We start from the raw sequence: 24,883 nt of genomic DNA, 5'->3' as shown, positions 1-24,883 counted from the left end.
AAACAAAATTATTTTGACTACAATTTTAAAAAACAACAAATTAACTGCAACAATAGATCATCATGGTGCAGAACTCATTTCTCTAAAACACCAGAATACAAGAGAATATATGTGGAATGGTAATCCCGAATTCTGGGGCAAACATTCCCCTATTTTATTCCCAATAGTAGGAACTTTAAAAAAAAATTCTTTTCATTACGAGAATAATGATTATCATTTAACCCGTCATGGTTTTGCCAGAGACATGGACTTTGAAGTTCTTGAAGCGAATGATGAAAGAGCTGTTTTTTCATTATCACGTACCAGTGATACTTTAAAAAATTATCCTTTTGATTTCCAATTACAAATCATTTATACTCTTAAAGAAACAAATTTATCAATTTCCTATCTGGTTAAAAACTTTGGAAAAAAAGCCATGCCCTTTTCTATTGGAGCCCATCCAGCCTTCGCTTTACCATTAAAATTTGAAGATTATGAAATTGAATTTGAAAAAGAGGAGCCTCTAGAGTATCATTTATTAAGAAATGATTTAATATCACAGGAGACCCAAAAATTAAATCTTCAAAATAAAAAAGTAAAACTAAATTATGATTTATTTGCGCTTGATGCATTAATTTTCAAAACAATACAGTCCAAAAAACTTACAATTTTAGAAAATAAAAAACCTCTTTTAAAAGTTGAATATGAGGATTTTCCAAGTTTAGGAATTTGGACAAAAAAATCAGCACCATTTATTTGTATTGAACCTTGGTTTGGATATTCTGATGTACTAGAGAGCACTGGAGATTTACTACTAAAAGAGGGTATTCAAATTTTAGAACCAAACGCAACCTTTCAATCCATATTTACTATCAAAATTCTTTAATAAAATTCTATGTTGACTATCAATTTTACACCATTTCCAAATCTTGAAACCGACCGTTTACTTTTAAGAAGAGTAAACACAGGTGATGTAAAAGAAATTTTAATGTTACGATCTAATCCAGAAACCATGCAGTATATTCCTCGTCCTTTGTTAAAAACGGATGAAGAAGCATTGGAGCATATTGCAATGATTGATCATAAAATTGAAGTTAATGAGGGCATCAATTGGGCTATAACTTTAAAAGATAGTCCAAAACTTATCGGGATTATTGGTCATTATCGCATTAAACCAGAACATTACCGAGCAGAAATTGGATACATGCTACTGCCTGATTATCAAAGAAGAGGAATCATTACTGAGGCTGTCAAGGCTGTAGTTCATTATGGGTTTAACGCCTTAAAACTACATTCAATAGAAGCGGTTATAGCACCAGAAAATCTTGCATCGGCAAAAGTATTAGAAAATAATAATTTTGTAAAAGAAGCTCATTTCAAAGATTATGAATTTTACGAGGGCCGATTTTTAGATTCAGCTATTTACTCCTTAATCAATAAATCATAATTTTCAAAAACTTAAAATCAACAAAATTAATTATGATTTTTGGAAATAACTGTTACTTTTGTTGATTAATAATTCCTCTTAAAACATTATCCTACTGACTTTTTTTATGAAAAAATTAATTGTTCTTATAATTTTAATTTCTAGTGCTACTCTTTCTGCTCAAACTTATGTTAAAGTAAATGCTTTTACAACGATTTTAACGATACCAAATGTAGGTATTGAAACGAGCATAGGTAAGAAATCAACTTTTCATTTTGATGCTTTGGCCTCTTTTTGGAAATCAATCAACGGTAAACCCAGAGAATTTTATACTTTCACTCCAGAATACAGATACCATTTTAAAGAAAAATACAACGGTTTTTATGCAGGTGCACATATAGGAGCTAGTATTTTTAATTTCCAAAAGTGGAACTATTTAAATACTAATTTATATGAAAAAGGGTTTGGTTATTTTGCTGGTGCAACTATAGGATATCAAGTAAAAGTAAATGAAAAATTTATGATTGACTGTTTCCTAGGTGGTGGTTGGCACCAAGGATTTTACAAAGGATATGACTTAACCACAGGTGAACGCTATGAAAATGTAAAAAATTACAACAAAAGCGGGGAGTCACTTCCTTACAGAGGCGGCGTAATGGTTTCTTACAAAATAAATTAAAATTTATTTATACTTTTAACATATAGATCTTCAACTTGTTTACGAGCCCAATCTGTCTTTCTTAAAAAAGTCAAACTGGATTTAATGCTTGGATTACTTGAAAAACATTTAATTTTAATCAGTTCACTTAGGGTGTCAAATCCATAAAGATTTACAAGTTTTTCTACAATTTGCTGAAGCGTGACTCCGTGTAGCGGGTCCTTTGATTTTAATTTATCCATTGTACAAATATATACATTCTAAAATTTATGATTTATTAACCCCCTAAAAAATCTAACCATGAAAAAAAACCTACTCATCCTTGCCCTATTGTTTTTTAATATTTGTTTAGCACAACAAAATGTTACTACCTATTATTTTATTAGACATGCCGAAAAAGTAGATGATTCCAAAAATCCTGATTTATCAGAAAATGGATTGAAAAGAGCCAATCAATGGAATGCTATTTTCGCCGATGTTCACTTTGACGAAATTTATACTACCGATTTTAAAAGAACCACACAAACTGCAGCACCTACAGCTACTGCTAAAAATATAAAAACTAAACTGTACGATCTTAAAGATTTAAATATTGAAAATTTCAAAAATGAAACTCTAAATAAAAAAGTCTTGATTGTAGGGCATAGTAATTCAATACCCAAATTTGTAAACCAAGTTATCAAATACAATTTGTTTCCTGATATTGAAGATACGGTTTTTGGGAACTTGTATGTAATTACAATCACTGGTGATACTATAAGCTACCATTTATTGAAATTGCCATAATCATTGCTTGATATTTTAATTTTGCTACCTTTGCACCATGTTAAAAACAATTAATATTTACAATAAAAGAGCCAAATTCGATTATGAAATTATCGAAACATTTACGGCTGGAATCGTTTTGGCTGGTACTGAGATTAAATCAATTCGTTTAGGCAAAGCCAATATTACAGAAAGTTTTTGTGAATTCAGTAATCTAGAATTGTTTGCCATAAACACCTACATTGAGGAATACTCTTTTGGGAATCAATTCAACCACAAAGCCCGTAGCGAACGTAAATTACTCTTAAATAAAAAAGAACTTAAAAGCTTATCTAAAAGTGTTCAGGCTAAAGGCTTAACAATAGTTCCTCTTAAATTATTTACAAATGAAAAAGGAATGGCCAAACTTCAAATAGGCCTTTGTAAAGGAAAGAAAACTTATGACAAACGAGAATCTTTAAAAGAACAGGATACAAAACGAGACTTAGAACGCATAAAAAAATCATTTTAAATTAAAATGATTTTTTTTGTTTTAGAGTAAAGCTATTTTGATGAAAAATTACGATAGCTAACCAGAGTAAAATATCTTATTTTTATTCCAAATAATTTAAGAAAATTCATTTTTGGGCTAAGCCAAAAAAAATCATCTACAACTCTTTTTTCATAAAGCGCTGAAGATGATTTTTTTTTTTAATTTTTATCTTCTAATAAAGGAACAAATCTAAATTCTCCAAATTCGTGCTTTTCAAATTGAGTTTCATTAATTCGAATCAGCAAGGTCATAATTTGCACGTCTTCACCAAGTGGAATTACTAGCCTTCCTCCTATTTTTAATTGCGCCATCAACGGTTTAGGAATAATTGGCGCACCAGCCGTAACAATAATGCTGTCAAATGGTGCGTAATTAGGCAACCCTTTGTATCCATCACCAAAAGAAGTATGTTTAGGACGAATATTAAGTTTAGGAAATAAGTTTGTGGTTTTTTTAAACAATTCATTTTGGCGTTCTACACTATACACTTTAGCGCCCATGGTACATAAAACTGCCGTTTGGTATCCAGAACCAGTACCGATTTCTAATATTTTATCTTCCTTTTTTACTTCTAATAATTGGGATTGAAAAGCAACGGTGTACGGTTGTGAAATAGTTTGCCCAGCACCAATAGGAAAAGCCTTATCTTGATAAGCATAATTTTCAAAGCTTGAATCCAAAAATAGGTGACGTGGTATCTTTTTTATGGCTTCCAAAACATTTTTATCCGTAATCCCTTTTTGCTCTAAAACGCTTACTAATTGATTCCGAAGTCCTTGATGTTTGGCTGTATCTTTCAAAATTTATTTTTTTATTTCTGTAAAAATAGAAAAGAAAAACTGAAATCAAATATTGGTTTTTAAATAATAATTTAGCGCACAATTTGTCTTAATTCAACAATAGATTAATCATTTAATTGCTATTTTTGTAAAAAATACACCCTTATGCTAAAAATTGGAGTATTAGGTGCTGGTCACCTAGGAAAAATACATTTGCGTTTATTACAACAATCTGACAAATATGAATTGGTAGGGTTTTATGACCCAAATCAAGAGAATGCTGAAAAGATATCAAAAGAGTTTGGATACAAACATTTTAGTACTATTGCAACTCTTATTCATGCTGTTGATGTAATTGATATTGTTACCCCAACACTTTCACATTACAAATGTGCAAAAGTAGCTATCAAATCAGGGAAACATGTTTTTATTGAAAAACCGATTTCAAACACAGTGGAGGAAGCTGAAGAAATCATCGCTCTTGCCAATGAATATAATGTTAAAGGGCAAGTAGGTCACGTTGAACGATTTAATCCTGCTTTCATAGCAACAAAAAACATGATTGAAAATCCCATGTTTATTGAAGCACACCGTTTGGCTGAATTTAATCCGCGTGGAACTGATGTCCCAGTGGTTCTAGATTTAATGATTCATGACATTGATGCTATTTTAAGTGTGGTTAGATCAAAAGTGAAGAATATTAGCGCCAGCGGCGTTTCGGTGATAAGTGACACCCCTGATATTGCAAATGCTAGAATTGAATTCGAAAATGGTTGTGTTGCCAACTTGACAGCAAGCCGAATTTCGATGAAAAATATGCGGAAATCTCGTTTCTTTCAAAAGGACGCTTACATCTCTGTTGATTTCTTAGAGAAAAAATGTGAAGTGGTAAAAATGAAAGACGCTCCAGAGGTTCCAGGTGATTTTGATATGATTTTACAAAATGCCGAGGGTATCAAAAAACAAATCTACTTCTCCAATCCAGATGTTGAACAAAACAACGCCATTCTGGATGAGTTAGAATCGTTTGCAGATTCAATCAACAACAATACAACTCCAGTAGTGACTTTAGACCAAGCAACTGAAGCATTACGAGTTGCCTATCAAATTATTGATTGTTTTAAGAAATAAATAAAATTACTTTAAAGTTTAAGGTTTTCAGTTACTCAAAATAACTTTAAGCTTTAAACTTTTAAACTTTAAACTCAAAATATGAAAACAATAGCCGTAATCGGAGCAGGAACAATGGGTAATGGAATAGCTCATACCTTTGCACAAAGTGGTTTTACCGTAAAATTAATAGATGTTTCAGAACAATCTCTGGATAAAGGAATGGCAACTATTGCCGCTAATTTAGACCGAATGATTGCTAAAGGTACTATTAACGAAGAAGATAAAACAAAAACAATAACTAACATTATTACTTATAATGATATCGAAGATGGTGTTGTAGGTGTTGATTTAGTTGTTGAAGCTGCCACCGAAAATGTAGCTCTAAAATTGAGCATTTTTGAAAAATTGAACAAACTTTGTTCTCACGATACCATCTTGGCTACCAATACATCGTCAATTTCTATCACTCAAATAGGTGCGGTTGTTACACACCCAGAGCGTGTCATAGGCATGCACTTTATGAATCCGGTGCCTATTATGAAATTAGTAGAGATTATCCGCGGTTACAACACCTCAGATGAAGTTACAAAAACCATCATGAGTCTTTCTGAAAAACTAGGAAAAACACCTGTTGAAGTGAATGATTATCCAGGTTTTGTAGCCAACAGAATTTTAATGCCAATGATTAATGAAGCTATTGAGACTTTGTACAATAAAGTTGCTGGTGTATACGAAATTGACACGGTGATGAAATTAGGAATGGGCCAACCCATGGGACCACTGCAACTTGCTGATTTTATTGGTCTTGATGTGTGTTTGGCTATACTAAATGTAATGTATGATGGTTTCAAAAATCCGAAATATGCTCCTTGTCCTTTATTAGTAAATATGGTTCGAGCAGGAAAAATGGGAGTAAAATCTGGTGAAGGTTTCTACGATTATTCCGAAAGTAAAAAAGCAGAAAAGATTTCTAAACAATTTATTTAATGTCATAAAGTTTGAAAGTCAAAAGTCTTAAAGTCTTCCTCTTTAAACTTTTGACTTTTGACTCTTGACTTTTGACTTTTGACTTAATTATGGCTAAAATAGTTCCTTTTAAAGCAGTAAGACCTACCCGAGACAAAGTATGTCTTGTAACCTGTAGATCTTATGAAGAATATGTAAATGCTGAACTTGCAGCTCAACTGGATTTTAATCCTTTGTCTTTTTTGCACATATTAAAACCCGCTTATACCAATCAAGAAACTGTTTCATTTGAAAAAAGATACAAGCAAGTTCATCAAAAATACGAAGAGTTCAAAAACGAAATCATTCTTGTAAAAGATAAAAAACCAGCAATTTATATTCATAAAATTGTTACTAAAACACAATCGTTTATTGGGATCATCGCGGGTACAAGTGTTGCTGATTATTGTAATGAAATCATCAAAAAACACGAAGATATCATAGCATTTAGAGTTCGGTTACTCAAAGAATACATGAAATATTCTGAGTTTAATACAGAACCCGTTTTGATGACTTATCCTGACAACAAAACCATAGAAGACTGGATTTTTAATTGCACTCAAAAATTAGCCGATTTTGAATTTTCGACTACAAAAAAAGAAATTCATTATTTATGGAAGATAGAAGATCCCCTTGAAATCAATTGGATTCAAAATATTTTTGAAAAAACAGAGAGCCTTTATATCGCAGATGGACATCATCGTACCGAAGCTTTAAAATTATTATCTGAGGAAAATACCGATGCTCAAAACACCTCAAAGAATCATATATTAAGCTACTTAATATCTGAAAATAACGTTAAAATTTATGAATTTAATCGTCTTGTAAAAGATTTAAATGGCTTGACAAAGGAAGAGTTTATGATTGCGTTGCAAAAGAATTTCAGTATTGAAAATAAATTACAACAACCTTTTCAACCCTCTCAAAAACATCACTTTGGAATGTATCTTGATAATGAATTTTATAGTTTAGTACTTCGTAAAGAAAAGGAAGTATTCCATTCTGCTTTAGACAGTTTAGATACTCAAATTTTATACAAAGAAGTTTTATTACCCATTTTAGGTATTGAAGATTTACGAAATGACGAACGAATTGAATACCTTTCTGGAAAACAATCCGTATTAGAAGTAAAAAATAAAATAGATCAAGGCGAATTTGAAATCGGATTTATATTATTTCCTTCAAACATAGGGGAAATTAAAGCATTGGCCGATGCTAATTTAATCATGCCTCCAAAAAGTACGTACATAGAACCTAAATTCAGAAGTGGATTAGTAGTTTATGAACTTTAATATATATAAATCAGGAATTCAACATGTCAATAGCTACAAATTTACTTGGAATTAAAACGTCATTACCTGAGCATGTAACTTTAGTTGCAGTTTCAAAAACCAAACCGGTTTCGGATTTGATGGAAGCTTATGAAGCTGGACAACGCATTTTTGGAGAAAACAAAATCCAAGAAATGGCCGATAAATGGGAACAAATGCCCAAAGACATTCAGTGGCACATGATAGGTCATGTTCAAACGAATAAAGTAAAGTTTATGGCACCTTTTGTAAGTTTGATTCATGGTGTAGACAGTCTTAAACTATTACAAGAAATCAACAAACAAGCGTTGAAAAACAACCGTATTATTGATTGTTTATTACAAATTTACATTGCCGAGGAAGAAACAAAATTTGGTCTTGATCAGGATGAACTTGCTTCCCTCCTAGCATCAAATGAGTTTGAAGAATTGAAAAACATTCAAATCGTTGGATTAATGGGAATGGCTACTTTCACTGATAATAAAGATCAAATCAAGAAAGAATTCACGCAATTGAAAACAATTTTTGAAAAAACAAAAAAACTGAAAAGTGAAAACTGCCAAATCGACATCCTCTCAATGGGAATGTCCGGTGACTATCAACTCGCAATTGAATGTGGCAGTACTATGGTTAGAATAGGAAGTAGTATCTTTGGGGGAAGAAATTAATTTCAATTTCAAAGTCGATAAAAATGCTTGTAAACGAACCTAATTTAGAAAAAATATACAATTTTGAAGACCGTTTAGTTAGATTTGCGGGAGAATGTATTTTCTTTGTTAGAAAACTAGAAAAATCTTATGAAATTGATTATTATAAAAATCAACTCATACGCTCCTCTGGAAGTGCAGCATTAAATTATGGTGAAGCTCAAGGGACTATTACAAACAAAGATTTTATTTTTAAAGTTTCTCTTTCTGTTAAGGAACTTAAAGAGTCGAGAAATTCATTAAAAGTTTTACATTACATAAAAGCAGGAGAGTTAGAAGAAAGAAAATGGCTTTTGACAGAAGTTGAAGAATTAATCGCTATAGCTTCTAAAATGATAAACAACAAAAAATAATTCAATAACAATTACAATGTGTTTTCAATGGCAATAGAAATGGGAATTACAATTTTCAATTTTTAAGAATTTCCATTGATTTAAGATATTTATTTAGAAATTGCTATTGATTTTTGAAATTGATATTGAAAATGTACGCAATACTCGACATAGAAACCACAGGAGGACAATTTAACGAAGAAGGAATCACTGAAATTGCCATCTATAAATTTGATGGACATGAAATAGTAGATCAATTCATCAGCTTGGTAAATCCTGAAATTCCCATTCAGCCGTTTGTAGTAAAACTTACCGGTATCAATAATGCCATGCTGACATCAGCTCCCAAATTTTTTGAGGTTGCTAAACGCATCATTGAAATTACGGAAGGTTGCGTGATTGTGGCGCACAATGCATCTTTTGATTACAGAATCTTGAGAACTGAGTTTCGCAGATTAGGCTATGATTTTGAAGCTAAAACACTTTGTACAGTTGCCCTTTCACAGAAATTATTACCAGAACAACCATCACATAGTTTAGGGAAATTAGTGCGTGCACTTGGTATTCCTATGGCCGACAGGCATCGTGCCAGCGGAGACGCATTGGCTACCGTTAAACTGTTTAAAATCCTTTTAGAAAAAGATTTAGAAAAAGAAATTGTTAAAGATTTCATCAAACTAGAAGTACAAAAAGGTATTGCTCCTAAACTCTTAGACATTGTTTCAAGTTTACCATCAAAAACCGGTGTTTACTACATTCATAATGAGAAAGGAAATCTTATTTACATAGGTAAAAGCCGAAACATAAAAAAAAGAATCAACCAGCATTTTACAGGTACTACCAATAAATGCAAAAAAATTCAAGCCGAAGTTTATACCGTAACTTATGATGAAACGGGTAGTGAACTAATCGCTCTGTTAAAAGAAAGCGAAGAAATCAAAATCAACAAACCCATATACAACAGGGCACAACGCAAAAGTATTTTTCAACTCGCTTTGTATGCAGAAAAAGATGAAAAAGGATATTTGAACTTAAAACTTCAAAAAGCCGATGGTCGTAAAAAGGAAATCACATCCTTCACTTCTATCCAAGAAGGAAAAAATGCTTTGTTCAGAATCACATCTCATTACAATTTATGCCAAAAACTAACGGGCTTGTACGCTAGTAAAACAAACTGCTTTCAATACACCATAAAAGAATGTGATGGCGCTTGCGTAGGAGAAGTGTCGCCAGAGGATTACAACTCAAGAGTACAAGCTTTTATTGACAAGAACAGTTTTGACAATCAAAACATGATTTTAATTGATAAAGGCCGAACAATTAGCGAACGCTCAGCGGTATTAATTGAAAACGGAATTTACAAAGGATATGCTTTTTATGATTTAAATTATCAAATAACCAATGTTGAAATCCTAAGAAACATCATTATCCCAATGCAGAATAATCGCGATGTGAAGAATATTATTCAAGGACACATCCGAAAAAACAAAACGTTAAAAATAGTTCATCTATAGGCTGAATATTAATTGTGATCCTATAAATCAATTATCTTAAACTAGATTTATGAAACTAATAATCAAATTTAATTTCACATAGTGTTTTGATCATGAATCCGAATCTTAATTTATTAACCTTGAAGCCAATCCAGCTGTACACTTCAACTCCTCGTGACTTCAGTTGTTTTTCTAAGGCATAAAAGGAGCTTCCTGCGGTCGCTCTTTTACACCAAGAAAAACAAACTTCAATCACTGCGGGGTTTACGTTGCCATCTGGGCTAAAAAATATGAAATACTTAATCACTATCGTCGGTCCTACAGCTATAGGGAAAACTTCCTTGAGCATTGTTTTGGCAAACCACTTCAATTGCGAAATTGTTTCATGTGATAGCCGACAATTTTTTAAAGAGATGACCATTGGCACCGCCGTTCCCAGCCTAGCTGAATTGGCAGCAGCCAAACACCATTTTATTCAAAATAAGTCTATTTTTGAAAATTATACCGTCGGCGATTTTGAAAAAGAGGCTATTTCTAAACTTAACGAACTATTTCAAGATAATGACTCCGCCATTCTAGTTGGCGGTTCTGGTTTATATGTTGATGCCATTCTAAAAGGCTTTGATGAATTTCCTGAAATTGATTCAAAAGTTCGTCAAGAAATAACTGCCAATTATGAAAAACTTGGAATTGGATATTTGCAACAAAAACTAGAAGTTTTAGATCCGGCTTATTACAAAACAGTAACCGCAGAAAATCCCCAAACCTTGCAAAACCCGCAGCGCATGATGCGTTTTGTAGAAGTATGTTTGGGAACTGGAAAACCGTATTCCTCTTTCTTGAACCAGAAAAAAAACAATCGTGACTTCACTCCTATTTTAATCGGTTTGGAAGCTGATCGAAAAATAATCTATAACAGAATCAACCAACGTGTAGATATCATGATGAATGAAGGTTTACTAAAAGAAGCCAAAACTTTATATCCAAACAAAGAATTAAACGCTTTACAAACGGTAGGATATAGAGAATTATTTAGTTTTTTTGACAAAGAATTTTCATTAGAATTTGCCATCGAAGAAATAAAGAAAAATACAAGACGTTTTTCTAAACGTCAATTGACCTGGTTTAAAAGAAATGAAAAGACCAAATGGTTTGATTTCGAAACTCCATACACCACTATAATAGAATACATTAAGCACTATAAATAATACTTTAAATCATAATTCATACTTAAATACATGCCTATATCCCCTAAATTTACCTCTATTTTAAGCAAAGATTGGGAAATCAATTTTACGCAATGTGCGCCCAACGGATATTTAAAATACACTGATTTATGTAATATTTTGCAATTAACTGCTGCGGCTCATTCTGAAGTAGGTGGTATCAGTTTTACTGACATGCAAGAGTTTAATCAAGCATGGGTATTGAGCCGGATGCGTGTTGAAATAAGCAAATTACCAAAATGGGGCGATACAGTAACCGTAAAAACATGGATCAATTCATTAGAAAACTCTCGATCAGTACGAGCTCTTGAAATGTATATTAATGGAGAAAAAATAGTAGGATCTGAAACTTTTTGGGCCGTTTTTAATACCGAAAAACGACGTCCAGAAGCCTTAGCTCTTCCATACGAACACTTTGAGTTATACCCAGAGAAAAAGCCAACAATTGAACGATTTTCTAAAATAAATTTCACTAATGAGAAAGAAATAGTGTTTGAAAAAACCGTTTTTTTATCAGATTTGGATATTGTAAATCATGTAAACAATGTCAAATATCTAGAATGGTGTCTAGATGTTGTTGACGAAAAATTGTTATTAAAACAAAAGGTAGCCAGCATAGAAATGAATTTTTTAAAGGAATTATCATTAAAGGATACGGTTCAAATTCATGAAAGTATTCAGAAAGATGAAACCATATTTAGCATTACGAAAGATGATAAAACATGCTTTGCCTTGCAATTAAACTGGAAATGACATAAAAAAAGCCTCAAAAATTAATTTGAGGCTTTTTGTATTTATGCAACTTTGTTTTTTATAACTAATCTAAATCCTTCTCCATGGATGTTTAATATTTCTACATCCTCATCTGGTTTTAAATATTTTCTCAATTTAGCAATATAAACGTCCATACTTCTTGAGGTAAAGTAATTATCATCTCTCCATATTTTTGTCAAGGCTAATTCTCTTGGCATTAAATCATTTTCATGCAGAATTAGCATTTTCAACAATTCATTTTCTTTTGGTGACAACTTTATTGGCTCCTCTTCTTTAAAAGTTAAGAAACGTAATTTAGAATTCAAATGAAATTTACCAATATTAAATTCAAATTGCACATGCTCAGCCTTAGTATCTGAAGCTTTTCTTTGAATAATTGCCTTAATTTTCATTAATAAAACTTCAGAGTCAAATGGTTTATTCAAATAATCATCTGCTCCAGCTTTATATCCTTTTAAAACATCCTCTTTCATAGATTTTGCTGTTAAAAAGATAATTGGCACTTCATTATTTTTTTCTCTAATCTCTTTGGCTAGTGTATATCCATCTTTGTATGGCATCATCACATCAAGGATGCACAAATCGTAGGTATCTTTTTTAAATTTTTCAAAACCTTCCATACCATTTTTAGCTAAAGTCACATCAAAGTCATTTAACATTAAATAGTCTTTAAGGACTGCTCCAAAATTAAGATCATCTTCAACTAATAGTATTTTTTTATTTGTATTTTCCATATTTTAATTTATTAATGGTAATTTTATTATGAAGGTACTTCCTTTTCCCTTTTCACTTTCTACATAAACGTGACCGTTATGATCATCTACAATTCTCTTTACATACGCCAGACCTAAACCATGACCTTTTACGTTGTGTATATCTCCCGTGTGCTCACGGTAAAACTTTTCAAAAATTCTTTTTTGAGCAATTTTGCTCATTCCTAATCCTTTGTCTTTTACTTTTATAATCACCATATCCTTGATATTTTCGGTGAAAATTTCAATTTCTGGAGTGTTAGGTGAATATTTAACTGCATTTTCAAGTATGTTTACAATTACATTTGTAAAATGAACATCATTGATTAATACTGTAGTTCTTACAGCTTTAAAATCACACTTTATTGTACCTTGTCTATCTTCAATTATTAAATTAACATGATCTATAGCGTCTTCAATTATTTCGTGAATATTATTAGAATCTTTTGAAATATCTAACTCTTTCTTTTCTAATTTCGATATTCTCAATACATTTTCAACCTGCGCATGCATCCGCTTATTCTCATCCTTAATCATTTGTAGGTATCTCAAAACCTTTTCTTTATCATCAATAATTTTAGGATTCCTAATAGCATCAAGAGCTAAATTTATGGTCGCAATAGGAGTTTTAAACTCATGCGTCATATTATTTATAAAATCATTTTTGATTTCAGATATCTGACGTTGTCTTATTAATTGATTCAACGCACTTGAATAAGCAATAATTATAATAAGAGTAAACACTATTGAAAGTATCGTAATACTAACCAACTCTGATAATAAAAATTTCTTTTTATGAGGAAACGTCACTAACAATTGATACTTACTATTCCCCTCATTATCTGTAAAAATTGGAATAGAATATGTAGCTTCTTTATTATACTTAAAATCTCCAGACTTCACATTAGTTGCTAGATTATTATTGTACACACTGAACTCAAATTTAGTATCTACTCCAGATTCCATCAATTCTTTGCGAATCATTTTATTTAAGGTCTCCTTAGTAACGCGCTCTTGTATTGGTAATACCGATGCGAAATCTTTATAAAATATTTCAAAAGATGCATTATCAAGAACATTCAAATTTCCTGATTTCTCAATTTTTATATCTGGAATCAAACTTTGATTTCCACCAATTTTATCAATAGATTTATCGCTATAAACTTCTGTAACTCTCTTAGCGCTAAAAGTTTTAAATTTTTCGCTATCAAATTTTTTATCAAAGAACGTAGGTGAAATATTATAATCTTCTGAAATTATACTATTTGAATAAATAATAGTTTTATTCGTTTTTGGATTTTTTTGAACGTAATAAAATTCTAATAAATCATCTTTTTTCGGAATTTTTCCAGTACTGTCTTTAATACGATTAATTTTATCATAAAAATTGTACGCTTCTTGCTTTTGAATTTTTTCTGAAACGTTACCTAGCACTTGGTTTACATGAAATTTGAATTGCTCATCGTTATTTTCAAACGATGTATTAAACCAATATACTTGCACCAAAATTATCCCGATAAGAGACAAACTCATCAGTAAGACTAGTAATCTAAAAAAAAGTTTATTCATCAATACAAATTTAGTATTTTAACAATATATTAAACGATAGATTAACCAAACATTAACACCTAGGCTTGTTTTTGTTTAATCTTTAAAATTTTAAGAATTTTATCAACTTCCTGCTTTGATGATTCTAAACTGATATTTTCAATCACAAAATCACTTTTTTCTACACGCTGTGCATCAGTCCATTGTGCATTTATACGTTTCAAAACAAGATCTCTCGTTGTAGCATCACGCTCAAGAACCCTATTAATCCTAGTTTCTAGTGGCGCTACAACCGATACTATTACATCACAATCTTTGTACTTATTACTTTCAAACAAAATAGCAGCCTCATAAATCACGTATTGGGCTTTATCATTTTGCTTTAACCATAACTCAAAATCTTGTTTGATGGCAGGATGAACAATTTTGTTCAATATTTGCAACTTTTCTGGATCACTAAATACAATTTTGGCAAGTTCGGCTCTATCAAGCATTCCATCGTTAAAGACTATATTACCAAAAACCTCTTTTATACTGTTCAAAACCAATGCGTCTTGCATTACTTTTTTTCCAGCATCATCTGCAATATAAATAGGAATTCCTGCTGCCTTAAAAAAACCAGCAATTGTTGTTTTTCCGCTGCCTATACCTCCTGTTAACCCAATAATTTTTGTCATATTACACTTTGAAAAACATTTCAGGAAATGCTGTTTGAGGATCTTTTTTCAAAACAATAATCTGAATATACGATTTTAAAAAACCTGTTCCGTACCCATAAAACTGTTTCCAGACAGCTATCAGGGACAAATACCCAATTTTTATACTTTTATTTTTAATTGACGCTACAATAAAGAGTATAGCAAAATATAAGAAATAGAGCTGCAAAAGGATATCAAAATTAAAGAACAAGACCGCTAAAAAAGCAACAAGTATTCCGAAAATAAAAACCGTAGGAAAGAAAAAAGTAAGTTTATTGTGTTTAGGATACCAACTGTTTAAAATAGGTCTTGCTTTTCCAAATTTATGAACTTGAACTGAAAATTTTTCCCAATCAATACGTCTCTTATGATATACGTATGCTTTTGGAAAAAGTTTTGTTTCAAAACCTAAATTCCACAAACGAATGGATAAATCAGGATCTTCACCAGGATGAATGTTTCCAAAACCCTTAGATGCCATAAAAGCTTTTCTAGACAATCCCATATTAAAACTTCGGGGTTGAAATTTATCTATTTTTTCTGAGCCTCCTCTTATTCCTCCTGTGGTAAGAAATGAAGTCATGGCAAAGTTAATTGCTTTTTGAATATCAGTAAAACTATCTAATGCGCTATCAGGACCCCCAAAACAGTCCACATAATTCTTTTGCAAAGCCAATTCGACTTCAGATAAATAATTTTCTGGAATTATACAATCTGAATCAAATATGATAAAATAATCTCCTCTAGCTTTACTCATACCATAATTTCTAGAATCACCAGGACCCGAGTTTTCTTTGTAATAATAAGCTATATCTAATCTATTACCATATTTACTAGCAACATCTTGACACCGAACAGTAGAACCATCTTCTATTAACACAATTTCAAAAATTTCTTTGTATGTTGTACGTGATAAACTTTCTAAAAGTTCATCAACCTCGTCTGGCCTATTGTATACGGGAATAATTAAGGAAAACATCATCTTATTAAAAGTGGTATTTAGGGTATTTTTTATAAATCAAAAATTTTAACAAAGATAATCTTTATCCATAAAAAAACCATCAACTATTAATTGATGGTTTTAAAATATTATTTAAGGAAAGCTTACTACATTATACTTTCAATAGCTACAACTTCATTAGCATCTGCTGCATAATCAACTCCAGCTACATCAAATCCAAATAAGTTATAAAAATCTTTTCTATATCCTTCTAAATCTGATATTTCCTGTAAATTTTCAGTAACTGCTTCGTTCCATAAAAAAGCAACTTTCTCTTGAACGTCAGATCTCATTTCAAGATCGTCAATTCTAATCCTCCCTTTTTCATCTACCGGAATTTCACCTCCAGTGTACAAACGCTCTTGGTACAAACGCTGAATTTGCTCTATACACCCTTCATGAATTCCTTCTTCTTTCATGATTTTGTACAACAACGAGATATACAATGGAATAACCGGAATTGCAGAACTAGCTTGTGTCACCAATGCTTTATTAACCGATACAAATGCTTTTCCATCGATGCTTTTTAATGCATCTGTAATAGCAAATGCGGTTGCTTCAAGATGATCTTTTGCACGACCAATTGTTCCTTTTCTGTATACAGCCTCTGTTAATGATGGACCAATATAAGAATAAGCAACAGTAGCAACTCCTGGTGCCAATAGATTTTCAGCTTTTAAAGCATCTATCCACATAGCCCAATCTTCACCACCCATAACCGCTACAGTATTTTCAATATCGTCACCACTGCAAGGAGCTATCGAAATTTCAGAAACTTTACCTGAGTGAAAATCAACAGTTTTATTTGTAAATACATCACCGATAGGCTTTAATACTGATCTGTGTAAAACACCTGTAACAGGATGCATACGCACTGGCGAAGCTAAACTGTAAATTATAAGATCAATTTGTCCTAAATCAGCTTTGATAAGATCAATAGTTTGTTGTTTTATTTCGTTCGAAAAAGCATCACCGTTGATACTTTTAGCATATAAACCAGCTTTATGTGCTTCATTTTCAAAGGCTGCTGAATTATACCAACCCGGTGAGGCTGTTTTTCCTTCACTAGGCGCTTTCTCAAAGAAAACACCAATAGTTGCAGCTTCAGAACCAAAGGCACTTGTAATACGAGAAGCTAAACCAAATCCTGTTGATGCGCCTATTACTAAAACTCTTTTGGCTCCATCAATAGTTTCTTTAGCTTTAACATATTCTATTTGATTTTTTACATTTTGCTCACATCCTACTGGGTGCGATGTCGTGCAAATAAATCCTCTCATTCTTGGTTCTATAATCATATTTTTGGGTATTATTTTTATAAATAAATGTTTTTAGTTTTAAGATTGTGATGAAAAACGAACAAATATAATAGAAAAAATTAGTTCAACAAGGCTTTAGCATGATTAAGGGCAGAGTCTGTAACGGCAGTTCCCGATAACATTTGGGCAATTTCAACTATTCTTTCATCAGTGGTTAACAACTTCAATTCTGATTGTGTATCATCGTCAATTGTAGATTTAAACACTTTAAAATGAGCATCTCCTTTGGCAGCAATTTGAGGTAAATGGGTAATAGCAAAAATTTGCATTGATTGACTCATTTGTTTCATGATTTCTCCCATTCGTATTGCAATTTCACCCGAAACTCCCGTATCAATTTCATCAAAAATTAAAGTTGGTAATTTTGAATATTGTGCTAAAATAGCCTTCACAGCCAGCATGATACGAGACATCTCTCCTCCCGATGCTACCTTTTTCAATATCCCAAAATCAGTTCCTTTATTAGCAGAAAACAAGAATTGAAGCTCGTCTTTACCATTTGCAAAAAATGATTCTGATGTTGATAAAACAATATTAAAACGCACATTAGGCATTCCTAACGTACTTAAAATTTGAATTAATTGTTCTGATAAAACAGGTATAGCAACAGATCTATTATTGCTTATATCTAATGCTAATTTGTTGAGATCATTCTTTTTTTGTTCTATGGAAACCGTTAAATTTCCAATTTCATCTTCCATACTGCCAAGTTCTAAAACAGAATTTTCAAGTTGAGATTGAATTACTAATAATTCTTCAACAGTTGCAACTTGGTGCTTTTTTTGAAGGTTAAAAATAAGTTGTAATTTTTGACTTATTAGGTTAAGTTGCTCGGGATCATTAATTAATCTATCCGAAAGACGAACCATCTCCTCTGTAACATCATCAAACTCTATCGTAATACTTGTAATTCGGTCAAGCAAAGATTGGTAATCAATTGAAAATGAGGCGATTTTTTGAACCGAATTTTTGATTTCGTTAAGATTGTATAATACGCCTATTTGTTCTTCATTGGCTATAGCCAAAGATTTACTCATAGATTCTTTAATAATCTCTACATTATTTAGCTTCTCAAAATCAGATTCTAAAATTTCTTGTTCACCAGATTTTAATTTAGCCTCAACAAGTTCATTCAGCAAAAAGGTATTATATTCTTGCTCTTTCTTAGCTTCACTTTGTTTTTTCAACAAAGCATTTAACTTTGATGTATCCGATTTGTACCCTTTTAAAAACAATTGATATTTAGTAATAATCTCCTTATTACCTGCTATTGCATCTATAATATCAAATTGAACATTCTCATCTGAAAGTTCTTGAGTTTGTTGTTGTGAATGTATATCGAGTAAAAAAACACTCAAATCTTGTAACTCCTGAAGATTTACTGGACTGTCATTTATAAAAGCTCTAGATTTCCCCGAAGGAAGTATTTCTCGTCTGATAATGGTATCGTTCTCAAAATCCAAGTCATTAGATTCAAAGAAAGAATTTAAATTGTATTTTGAAATATCAAAATGTACTTCAATTACACATTTTTCTTCTTTATTTTTTAATGAAGTTAAATCGGCTCTTTTTCCTAAAACAAGACCTAGAGCACCTAAAATTATAGATTTACCTGCTCCTGTTTCTCCTGTTATAATAGAAAAACCGCTAGAAAAATCAATAGTTAATTTCTCTATCAAAGCATAGTTTTTTATAGAAAGTGACGTTATCATGTAATTGTTATTTGGAAATAGGTGTACAAATATAGTAAACCCTAGAATTTAATAGAAGACCATTTACTTGAATTCAATGGTGACGTTTTGTTGAGACCATCAACTAAATCTGAAATAGGGATGCTAGGACCTCCTGAAAATATGGAAACAATTTCATCTGATTTGGCGTCAAAAAAGACGCGGGTTAAAAATGCATTTGGTCGTGACCCACTAAGTTTAGACAAACCAGCTAGTGCAAGTTTTACTTTTTCTTTTCCAAGTTTCAAATCCTGACTCATTATATCTAGACCCAAATGATAATCCAGCATTGTCTCTCTAATTTGTTTAAAAGGAGGTGCTAATAAATCGTTTATTAAAAAAAAGCGGTTTTGATTCCCATCAGCTTGACTCCAACCTCGAGCACCACTTTGTTGTGCTACGTTACAAATATTTTGAGCAATCTCTAAATTTGGATTACCTGATTCTAACACAAACGTATCTGCATCCAAACCTAAAATTAAATAGCTGTAAAAAGACACAACCGACACCAAGTTTGAATCAAATGAAGCTGGATTGAAAAATAGATTTTCAAACTCTATATATCTAAAATTAAAATCCTTATCGTTAAAATTGAAAACTGGTGACGCATATGTAGAATTAAAAGTAGGCCTAGAAGACTGGACTTGTATGCTTGCTGTAAACTGATCTGCACTATTAGAAAGAATAGTAATATACATAGAGCAGTTTATTTTTTCAACTTGCTTCATGGGTTGTCCTGTCCAATCAGTTTTGTTTACAAATTCATTTAATGAGGTTTGTAGTGTTTTGAAAACTTGTTGATTGGTGGCACTCAATCTTTGTGAATCAACCGTAACTGTACAGTTTAACTGTTGTGAATGAACAATTCCACAAATAAAAAATAACAAAAAAGGGATTATTTTATTCATCTTCAAATTTCTGTTATACGATTATGTTTTGATTAAATTGAATTGAAAAATAGAATTATATCTTTATTTCAAAATGTTGACATACTTTATCCATAATATCATCTGCAACTTTTTCTTTGGATTTTAAATCCATTGGAGATACTTGGAATGATTGATCTATAAAAGTTACTTTATTCGTTAGCTTTCCAAAACCTGCACCTTTATCTTGTAGCGAATTAAGAACAATCAAATCTAAGTTTTTTTTCTTGATTTTCAACTTTGCATTTTCAATTTCATTTTCAGTCTCTAATGCAAAACCTATTAAAAACTGATTTTTTTTCTTTTCTCCCATGGAAGCAAGAATATCTTTAGTTTTTTCTAGTTCAATTGTAAAGCTTTCTTCTGTTTTTTTAATTTTTTGTTCAGCAATATTTTTTGGTCTATAATCAGCAACTGCTGCGGCTGCAATGGCAACATCAACTGAATCATATATATTATGACAGGCCTGATACATATCCTCTGCAGATACTACTGGTATCACTTGTATCAAACTATTACTAACTTTAAAATGTGTAGGCCCTGTGACTAAGTAAACTGTTGCTCCTCTATTTGCAGCACTAATAGCAATATCAAAACCCATTTTACCAGATGAATGATTCCCAATAAAACGAACTGGATCTATCGCTTCATAAGTTGGACCCGCAGTAATTAAAATTCTTTTTCCCCGAAGTGGTAACTTACTATTTAAATCATTTTCAATAAACGCAATAATATTTTCAGGCTCAGCCATTCGTCCTTCACCAGATAATCCGCTAGCCAACTCACCTGTTTCAGCAGGGATTAAAATATTACCATAACGAATTAAGGATTCAAAACTTTGTAACGTAGAAGCATGTTTATACATGTCTAGATCCATTGCTGGTGCAAAGTATACCGGACATTTTGCTGATAGATAGGTAGCAATTACAAGATTATCACAGGTTCCATTAGTCATCTTAGACAATGTATTTGCAGTTGCCGGAGCAATTATCATTAAATCAGCCCAAAGTGCCAATTCAACATGATTGTTCCACTGCTCATTATCATTTTCTTGATCATAAAAATTAGAATGAACTGGATTTTTAGATAAAGTAGATAACGTAAGTGGAGTGACAAAATCCTTAGAAGCAGGTGTCATTATCACTTGGACATGTGCACCTGCTTTAATAAAAAGTCGTACTAATGTAGCTGTTTTATAGGCTGCAATTCCACCAGAAATTCCAAGTAGAATTTTCTTACCTTGTAAAACTGACATAGTACTAATTATTTATTTGAATCTCTATGATATATTTTACCATCTAACCATTCTTGAACTGCTAACGCATGTGGCTTAGGTAATTTTTCATAAAATTTAGAAACTTCAATTTGCTCTTTATTTTCAAAGACTTCTTCAAGACTATCATTATAAGTAGCAAACTCTTCTAATTTCTCTGTCAATTCTTTTTTAATTTCAGAGTTAATTTGATTTGCTCTTTTAGCCATAATCGTTATTGCTTCATATACGTTACCCGTTGGTTCTTCAATTACCGTTTTGTTGTAAGTAATTGTGTTTACAGGAGCATTCGTCTTTTTTAAATCCATGACTTTATTTATTTAGTAAAATTTTGTAACTCTTTTTCTATTCTCACTAACATGTCGTTAGCTTCTTTCTTGTATTTTGATTCTGGGTTAAATTTCACCAAGTTAGCTTGAGCAACTTTAGCAACATTCAACCTCTCTTGCATTTTTGAAGGAATACTATTAATAGCTAGTTGATAGGCTGAATCCAATTTATAATACAAAGCGTCTTCTTTGTATTTCGTACCTGGATAATCAACTATAAAGTTCTCAAGCGCAACTATTGCTGATTTAAAATCAGAAATGGTGTGATACCCCTTTGCGTTTTCATATACTTTTTTCTCGATTTTTTCACTCAAATCCTTTACTACTAAATTAGCATCCTTTGCATATTGAGAATTTGGATATGCATCTATAAAGTTTTGAAGCTTATCTAATGCCTTGTTAGTATCGGTTTGATCCAAACTATAAACAGGAGATAACATCGAATAACTTTTTGCTCCTAAATAAGCTGCTTCTTCCAGTTTTTCGCTTTTTGGATAACCAGAAACAAAACTATCAAACTGATATCCTGCTAAGTAATATTGTTTTGTTTTGTAATAGGACTGAGAAAACATAAAAAATAATTTTTCAGCTTGTGGTTTTCCTCTGTATGCAGGTGCAATTTGTTCAAAAATCTTTAAAGCTTTAGAGTATTTACCAGCATCATATAACTTGGTTCCCATTTCAAATTTCACAGCAACATCCTCAGATTTTAATGCTTTTTGATATTCATTACAAGAGCTGAGTAAGGCAACAGTTAAAACGAGATATATTATTTTTTTCATTTTCATATTTTATAATGATTTGCAAGCTAAAAAAACCTACCTATCATTCCGAAGTTTCGGTGGCAAATTTAGGTATTAATTCAGCGAATACAAAATATATTTTTTTTGTTAAAAAAATCGATTTCAAAAACCTATCCGTTGATTTTTTTTACAAATGTATCAATTCTTTTTTCTAGTGATTCATCCACGGTTACTAATGGTAATCTTACCGTATTAGAACCAATGCCTAAGGATTGAAAGATTTGCTTAATTCCTGCAGGATTTCCTTGTTCAAAAATCATATCAATACTATCAGCAAGTAGATATTGGGTTTTAAAAGCTTCGTCAACTTTACGTTCTAAACCAAGTCGAATCATATTTGAAAACTCCCTTGGAAAACCTTGACCAATCACAGATATTACACCTGCTCCTCCAGCCAAAACCATTGGTAAAGCAATCATATCATCTCCAGAAATTACTAAAAATTCCGATGGTTTATTCTGTATCAATTGCATGGCTTGCACTAAATCACCAGCTGCCTCTTTTATAGCTACTACATTTTTAAATTCATGTGCTAAACGCAGTACAGTGCTTGGTAACATATTACTTGCCGTTCTTCCTGGAACATTATATAAAATTACAGGTATCGGAGAAGCCTCTGCAACTGCTTTAAAATGCTGATAAATTCCTTCTTGAGTTGGTTTATTATAATATGGTGATACAGATAAAATTGCCGTAAATGCTGATAAATCTCTAGTCTCTAACTCTGCAACAACCTTAGCAGTATTGTTTCCTCCTACCCCTAAAACAAGTGGCAATGCACCATTATTTGCTTCAATGACAGTTGCAATAACTAGTTCTTTTTCCTCTTGTGATAAGGTAGCATTCTCTGCAGTAGTACCTAATACTACAAGATATTCTATTCCACCTTCAATGGAATAATTGACTATTCTTTTTAAAGCATCAACATCTATTGAAAAATCGCTTTTAAAAGGAGTTACAAGAGCAACACCTGTACCTATTAATGATTGCATATTGAATTATATTTTATTTAGTAATTTTAAAATTTTAAAAAACTCTTTTACAAAAACCACATGATTTTCAAGAAAAGTTTGGATGGTAAAATGATGTAATCGAGTATCAACTGATGCAAAACCTACTTTAAAACCAGCCTTTGTTGAATGTGTAAGTTGCATTAAAATTGCCTCTTCTAGATCATAATAACTTATTAACACATCATACTTTTTACTCAAAAACTCTTTTGGAGCAACACCACTAAATCCTCCGTTCCATTGTAAATGAGCGTGTTCCAAATTCGGAAACTCATCTTTAATTTGATTGACCGAATCTTTGTTAAACTGAAGTATGGCTATATTTTCAGGAAGAATTCCTCCCAACACAAGTTCATTAACCAAAAGTTTTGTTTTTGTAAAACCGATTCCATCAACTAGAACTCCAATAGTTTTTACCGATGAAGGTACCACCAAAAGAGATGAACTTTGTAATTTTTTATTTAATGTTTTTTTTACCCAAAAATTTTTAATGTGATTCAAAAACATATTACTTTTACCTGATTACAAAATTAATTAATAAAGTCGCATTTAAAATGGTAAATCTAAAAAAGTATAACGATGTTTCTAAACTTTTTGTTATATTCTTAACATTTTTTTTTATTGCATCCTGCAGTAAACAAAGTTACACTGTTACTAAAATTGAAGGAAAAAGAGTTACAGTAACTGATAAACAAGGAACAAACCTTGAAATAGAAAATTTTGTCAAACCTTATAGAGAACATATCAACAAAGATCTTGACAGTGTACTTGCCTATTGTACAGAAACATTAGATAAAAGCAACGGAAAATGGCAAACAAAAATTGGAAATCTTATGGCTGATGTGACTTTGTTACGCGGAAATATTGTTTTTCAAGCCAGAGAAAAAAAGAAAATTGATATTTGCATTTTAAATAGCGGCGGAATAAGGTCTATATTACCCAAAGGGAATGTGACAGCAAGAACTGCATTTGAAATCATGCCTTTTGAAAACAGTTTAGTTGTTATTGCCTTAAAAGGAGAACAAATACTTGAGATGGTTACTTTTTTTATTGCTGAAAAAAAACCACATCCATTAGCTGGAATAACTTTTACTATTGATGCTAATAACAATCCTAAAAACATAATGGTTCAAGGAAATCCTTTAGATGCAAACACCACTTATTATGTAGGAACCAATGATTATCTTGCTAATGGTGGTGATAACATGAACTTTTTTAAGAAAGGAATTCAAAAGTTTGATTTAGAATACAAACTTCGTAATATTCTAATTGATTATTTTAAAGAAGTAGATACCATACCTGTGATTGATGATGTTAGAATTACCGAAGAAAAGTAATATCTAATTTTATTAATGATTTTAAAATAGATAATAATATCTTTTAAAAAAAAACTCAC

28 protein-coding genes are annotated in these 24,883 nt (G+C 31.5%); 14 read left to right on the top strand and 14 right to left on the bottom strand.

Translation table 11 applies throughout. The features are described 5' to 3' along the window. Positions 1–13 precede the first annotated feature (13 nt). The 3 genes from K5V07_RS06815 to K5V07_RS06805 all read left to right on the top strand — a co-directional run bounded on the left by K5V07_RS06815 (position 14) and on the right by K5V07_RS06805 (position 2,084). Positions 14–865, top strand: a complete 852-nt coding sequence (locus K5V07_RS06815) for an aldose 1-epimerase family protein (RefSeq protein ID WP_221916891.1) — start codon at positions 14–16, stop codon at positions 863–865. A 9-nt stretch (positions 866–874) separates the two neighbouring features. Next, entirely contained in the window at positions 875–1,426 is a 552-nt protein-coding gene (locus tag K5V07_RS06810; protein WP_221916890.1) for a GNAT family N-acetyltransferase, read from the top strand. Between the two features lie 106 nt (positions 1,427–1,532). After that, on the top strand, positions 1,533–2,084 hold the full coding sequence (locus K5V07_RS06805) for a DUF3575 domain-containing protein (protein ID WP_221916889.1): 552 nt from the start codon (positions 1,533–1,535) through the stop codon (positions 2,082–2,084). Here K5V07_RS06805 and K5V07_RS06800 read toward each other — a convergent pair. Continuing rightward, entirely contained in the window at positions 2,081–2,305 is a 225-nt protein-coding gene (locus K5V07_RS06800; RefSeq protein WP_221916888.1) for a VF530 family DNA-binding protein, read from the bottom strand. The genes K5V07_RS06805 and K5V07_RS06800 overlap by 4 nt on opposite strands. 58 nt (positions 2,306–2,363) lie before the next feature. Here K5V07_RS06800 and K5V07_RS06795 point away from each other — a divergent pair, with 58 nt between their 5' ends. Then, on the top strand, positions 2,364–2,849 hold the full coding sequence (locus K5V07_RS06795) for a histidine phosphatase family protein (RefSeq protein ID WP_221916887.1): 486 nt from the start codon (positions 2,364–2,366) through the stop codon (positions 2,847–2,849). A gap of 37 nt (positions 2,850–2,886) precedes the next feature. Then, positions 2,887–3,339 (top strand): SsrA-binding protein SmpB, encoded by a 453-nt coding sequence (smpB, locus tag K5V07_RS06790; RefSeq protein WP_086454511.1) that lies wholly within the window; start codon positions 2,887–2,889, stop codon positions 3,337–3,339. A 179-nt stretch (positions 3,340–3,518) separates the two neighbouring features. On the opposite strand, the gene K5V07_RS06785 is transcribed toward smpB, so the two are convergent. Continuing rightward, positions 3,519–4,160, bottom strand: a complete 642-nt coding sequence (locus tag K5V07_RS06785; RefSeq protein ID WP_144891796.1) for a protein-L-isoaspartate(D-aspartate) O-methyltransferase — start codon at positions 4,158–4,160, stop codon at positions 3,519–3,521. A 144-nt stretch (positions 4,161–4,304) separates the two neighbouring features. Here K5V07_RS06785 and K5V07_RS06780 point away from each other — a divergent pair, with 144 nt between their 5' ends. The 8 genes from K5V07_RS06780 (at position 4,305) to K5V07_RS06745 (ending at position 12,078) form a co-directional block, all read left to right on the top strand. Beyond that, positions 4,305–5,270 (top strand): Gfo/Idh/MocA family protein, encoded by a 966-nt coding sequence (locus tag K5V07_RS06780; RefSeq protein WP_158729952.1) that lies wholly within the window; start codon positions 4,305–4,307, stop codon positions 5,268–5,270. 81 nt (positions 5,271–5,351) lie between these two features. Further along, a complete protein-coding gene (locus tag K5V07_RS06775; RefSeq protein WP_221916886.1) occupies positions 5,352–6,239 on the top strand; it encodes a 3-hydroxyacyl-CoA dehydrogenase family protein in 888 nt (295 codons plus the stop codon). 89 nt (positions 6,240–6,328) lie between these two features. Beyond that, complete coding sequence (locus tag K5V07_RS06770; protein WP_221916885.1) at positions 6,329–7,549, top strand: DUF1015 domain-containing protein; 1,221 nt, start codon at positions 6,329–6,331, stop codon at positions 7,547–7,549. Between the two features lie 23 nt (positions 7,550–7,572). Beyond that, the gene (locus tag K5V07_RS06765; RefSeq protein WP_221916884.1) at positions 7,573–8,235 is read left to right on the top strand and encodes a YggS family pyridoxal phosphate-dependent enzyme; all 663 of its coding nucleotides are present in this window, start codon (positions 7,573–7,575) and stop codon (positions 8,233–8,235) included. A 23-nt stretch (positions 8,236–8,258) separates the two neighbouring features. Next, positions 8,259–8,627 (top strand): four helix bundle protein, encoded by a 369-nt coding sequence (locus K5V07_RS06760; RefSeq protein ID WP_144891809.1) that lies wholly within the window; start codon positions 8,259–8,261, stop codon positions 8,625–8,627. Positions 8,628–8,758: 131 nt separating this feature from the next. After that, the gene (locus K5V07_RS06755) at positions 8,759–10,120 is read left to right on the top strand and encodes an exonuclease domain-containing protein (RefSeq protein WP_221916883.1); all 1,362 of its coding nucleotides are present in this window, start codon (positions 8,759–8,761) and stop codon (positions 10,118–10,120) included. A gap of 269 nt (positions 10,121–10,389) precedes the next feature. Then, positions 10,390–11,307: a tRNA (adenosine(37)-N6)-dimethylallyltransferase MiaA gene (gene miaA, locus K5V07_RS06750; RefSeq protein ID WP_221916882.1), complete on the top strand. Its 918-nt coding sequence runs from the start codon at positions 10,390–10,392 to the stop codon at positions 11,305–11,307. Between the two features lie 30 nt (positions 11,308–11,337). Beyond that, positions 11,338–12,078, top strand: coding sequence for an acyl-[acyl-carrier-protein] thioesterase (locus K5V07_RS06745; RefSeq protein WP_221916881.1), 741 nt, complete (start codon positions 11,338–11,340; stop codon positions 12,076–12,078). A gap of 41 nt (positions 12,079–12,119) precedes the next feature. On the opposite strand, the gene K5V07_RS06740 is transcribed toward K5V07_RS06745, so the two are convergent. The 12 genes from K5V07_RS06740 to K5V07_RS06685 all read right to left on the bottom strand — a co-directional run bounded on the left by K5V07_RS06740 (position 12,120) and on the right by K5V07_RS06685 (position 23,988). Further along, the gene (locus K5V07_RS06740; RefSeq protein ID WP_144891817.1) at positions 12,120–12,833 is read right to left on the bottom strand and encodes a response regulator transcription factor; all 714 of its coding nucleotides are present in this window, start codon (positions 12,831–12,833) and stop codon (positions 12,120–12,122) included. A 3-nt stretch (positions 12,834–12,836) separates the two neighbouring features. Further along, on the bottom strand, positions 12,837–14,420 hold the full coding sequence (locus K5V07_RS06735) for a sensor histidine kinase KdpD (protein WP_144891819.1): 1,584 nt from the start codon (positions 14,418–14,420) through the stop codon (positions 12,837–12,839). Between the two features lie 59 nt (positions 14,421–14,479). Then, entirely contained in the window at positions 14,480–15,076 is a 597-nt protein-coding gene (gene coaE / locus K5V07_RS06730) for a dephospho-CoA kinase (protein ID WP_221916880.1), read from the bottom strand. Between the two features lies 1 nt (position 15,077). Next, complete coding sequence (locus K5V07_RS06725) at positions 15,078–16,079, bottom strand: glycosyltransferase family 2 protein (RefSeq protein ID WP_221916879.1); 1,002 nt, start codon at positions 16,077–16,079, stop codon at positions 15,078–15,080. Positions 16,080–16,204: 125 nt separating this feature from the next. Continuing rightward, entirely contained in the window at positions 16,205–17,395 is a 1,191-nt protein-coding gene (gene fabV / locus K5V07_RS06720; protein ID WP_221916878.1) for an enoyl-ACP reductase FabV, read from the bottom strand. Positions 17,396–17,475: 80 nt separating this feature from the next. Further along, on the bottom strand, positions 17,476–19,128 hold the full coding sequence (gene recN, locus K5V07_RS06715; RefSeq protein WP_221916877.1) for a DNA repair protein RecN: 1,653 nt from the start codon (positions 19,126–19,128) through the stop codon (positions 17,476–17,478). A 41-nt stretch (positions 19,129–19,169) separates the two neighbouring features. Next, on the bottom strand, positions 19,170–20,054 hold the full coding sequence (locus K5V07_RS06710; RefSeq protein ID WP_144891829.1) for a DUF4835 family protein: 885 nt from the start codon (positions 20,052–20,054) through the stop codon (positions 19,170–19,172). Between the two features lie 55 nt (positions 20,055–20,109). Further along, the gene (coaBC, locus tag K5V07_RS06705) at positions 20,110–21,327 is read right to left on the bottom strand and encodes a bifunctional phosphopantothenoylcysteine decarboxylase/phosphopantothenate--cysteine ligase CoaBC (RefSeq protein ID WP_221916876.1); all 1,218 of its coding nucleotides are present in this window, start codon (positions 21,325–21,327) and stop codon (positions 20,110–20,112) included. A gap of 8 nt (positions 21,328–21,335) precedes the next feature. Continuing rightward, positions 21,336–21,653 carry a DNA-directed RNA polymerase subunit omega gene (locus K5V07_RS06700; protein ID WP_026709525.1) on the bottom strand — a complete coding sequence of 106 codons (318 nt, stop codon included), beginning with the start codon at positions 21,651–21,653 and terminating at the stop codon, positions 21,336–21,338. Between the two features lie 8 nt (positions 21,654–21,661). Continuing rightward, on the bottom strand, positions 21,662–22,456 hold the full coding sequence (locus tag K5V07_RS06695) for an outer membrane protein assembly factor BamD (RefSeq protein ID WP_221916875.1): 795 nt from the start codon (positions 22,454–22,456) through the stop codon (positions 21,662–21,664). 131 nt (positions 22,457–22,587) lie between these two features. After that, positions 22,588–23,469: a 4-hydroxy-tetrahydrodipicolinate synthase gene (gene dapA / locus K5V07_RS06690; protein ID WP_221916874.1), complete on the bottom strand. Its 882-nt coding sequence runs from the start codon at positions 23,467–23,469 to the stop codon at positions 22,588–22,590. Positions 23,470–23,475: 6 nt separating this feature from the next. Further along, positions 23,476–23,988, bottom strand: coding sequence for a hypothetical protein (locus K5V07_RS06685; protein WP_221916873.1), 513 nt, complete (start codon positions 23,986–23,988; stop codon positions 23,476–23,478). 53 nt (positions 23,989–24,041) lie between these two features. Here K5V07_RS06685 and K5V07_RS06680 point away from each other — a divergent pair, with 53 nt between their 5' ends. Then, positions 24,042–24,824 (top strand): 5'-nucleotidase C-terminal domain-containing protein, encoded by a 783-nt coding sequence (locus K5V07_RS06680; RefSeq protein ID WP_221916872.1) that lies wholly within the window; start codon positions 24,042–24,044, stop codon positions 24,822–24,824. The last annotated feature ends 59 nt before the right edge of the window (positions 24,825–24,883 follow it).

This window comes from Flavobacterium sp. CHNK8, assembly GCF_019774515.1.
GTDB lineage: Bacteria > Bacteroidota > Bacteroidia > Flavobacteriales > Flavobacteriaceae > Flavobacterium > Flavobacterium tiangeerense.
The sequence above is the reverse complement of the archived record's forward strand: the minus strand, read 5'-3'. Positions and strand labels throughout refer to the sequence as shown.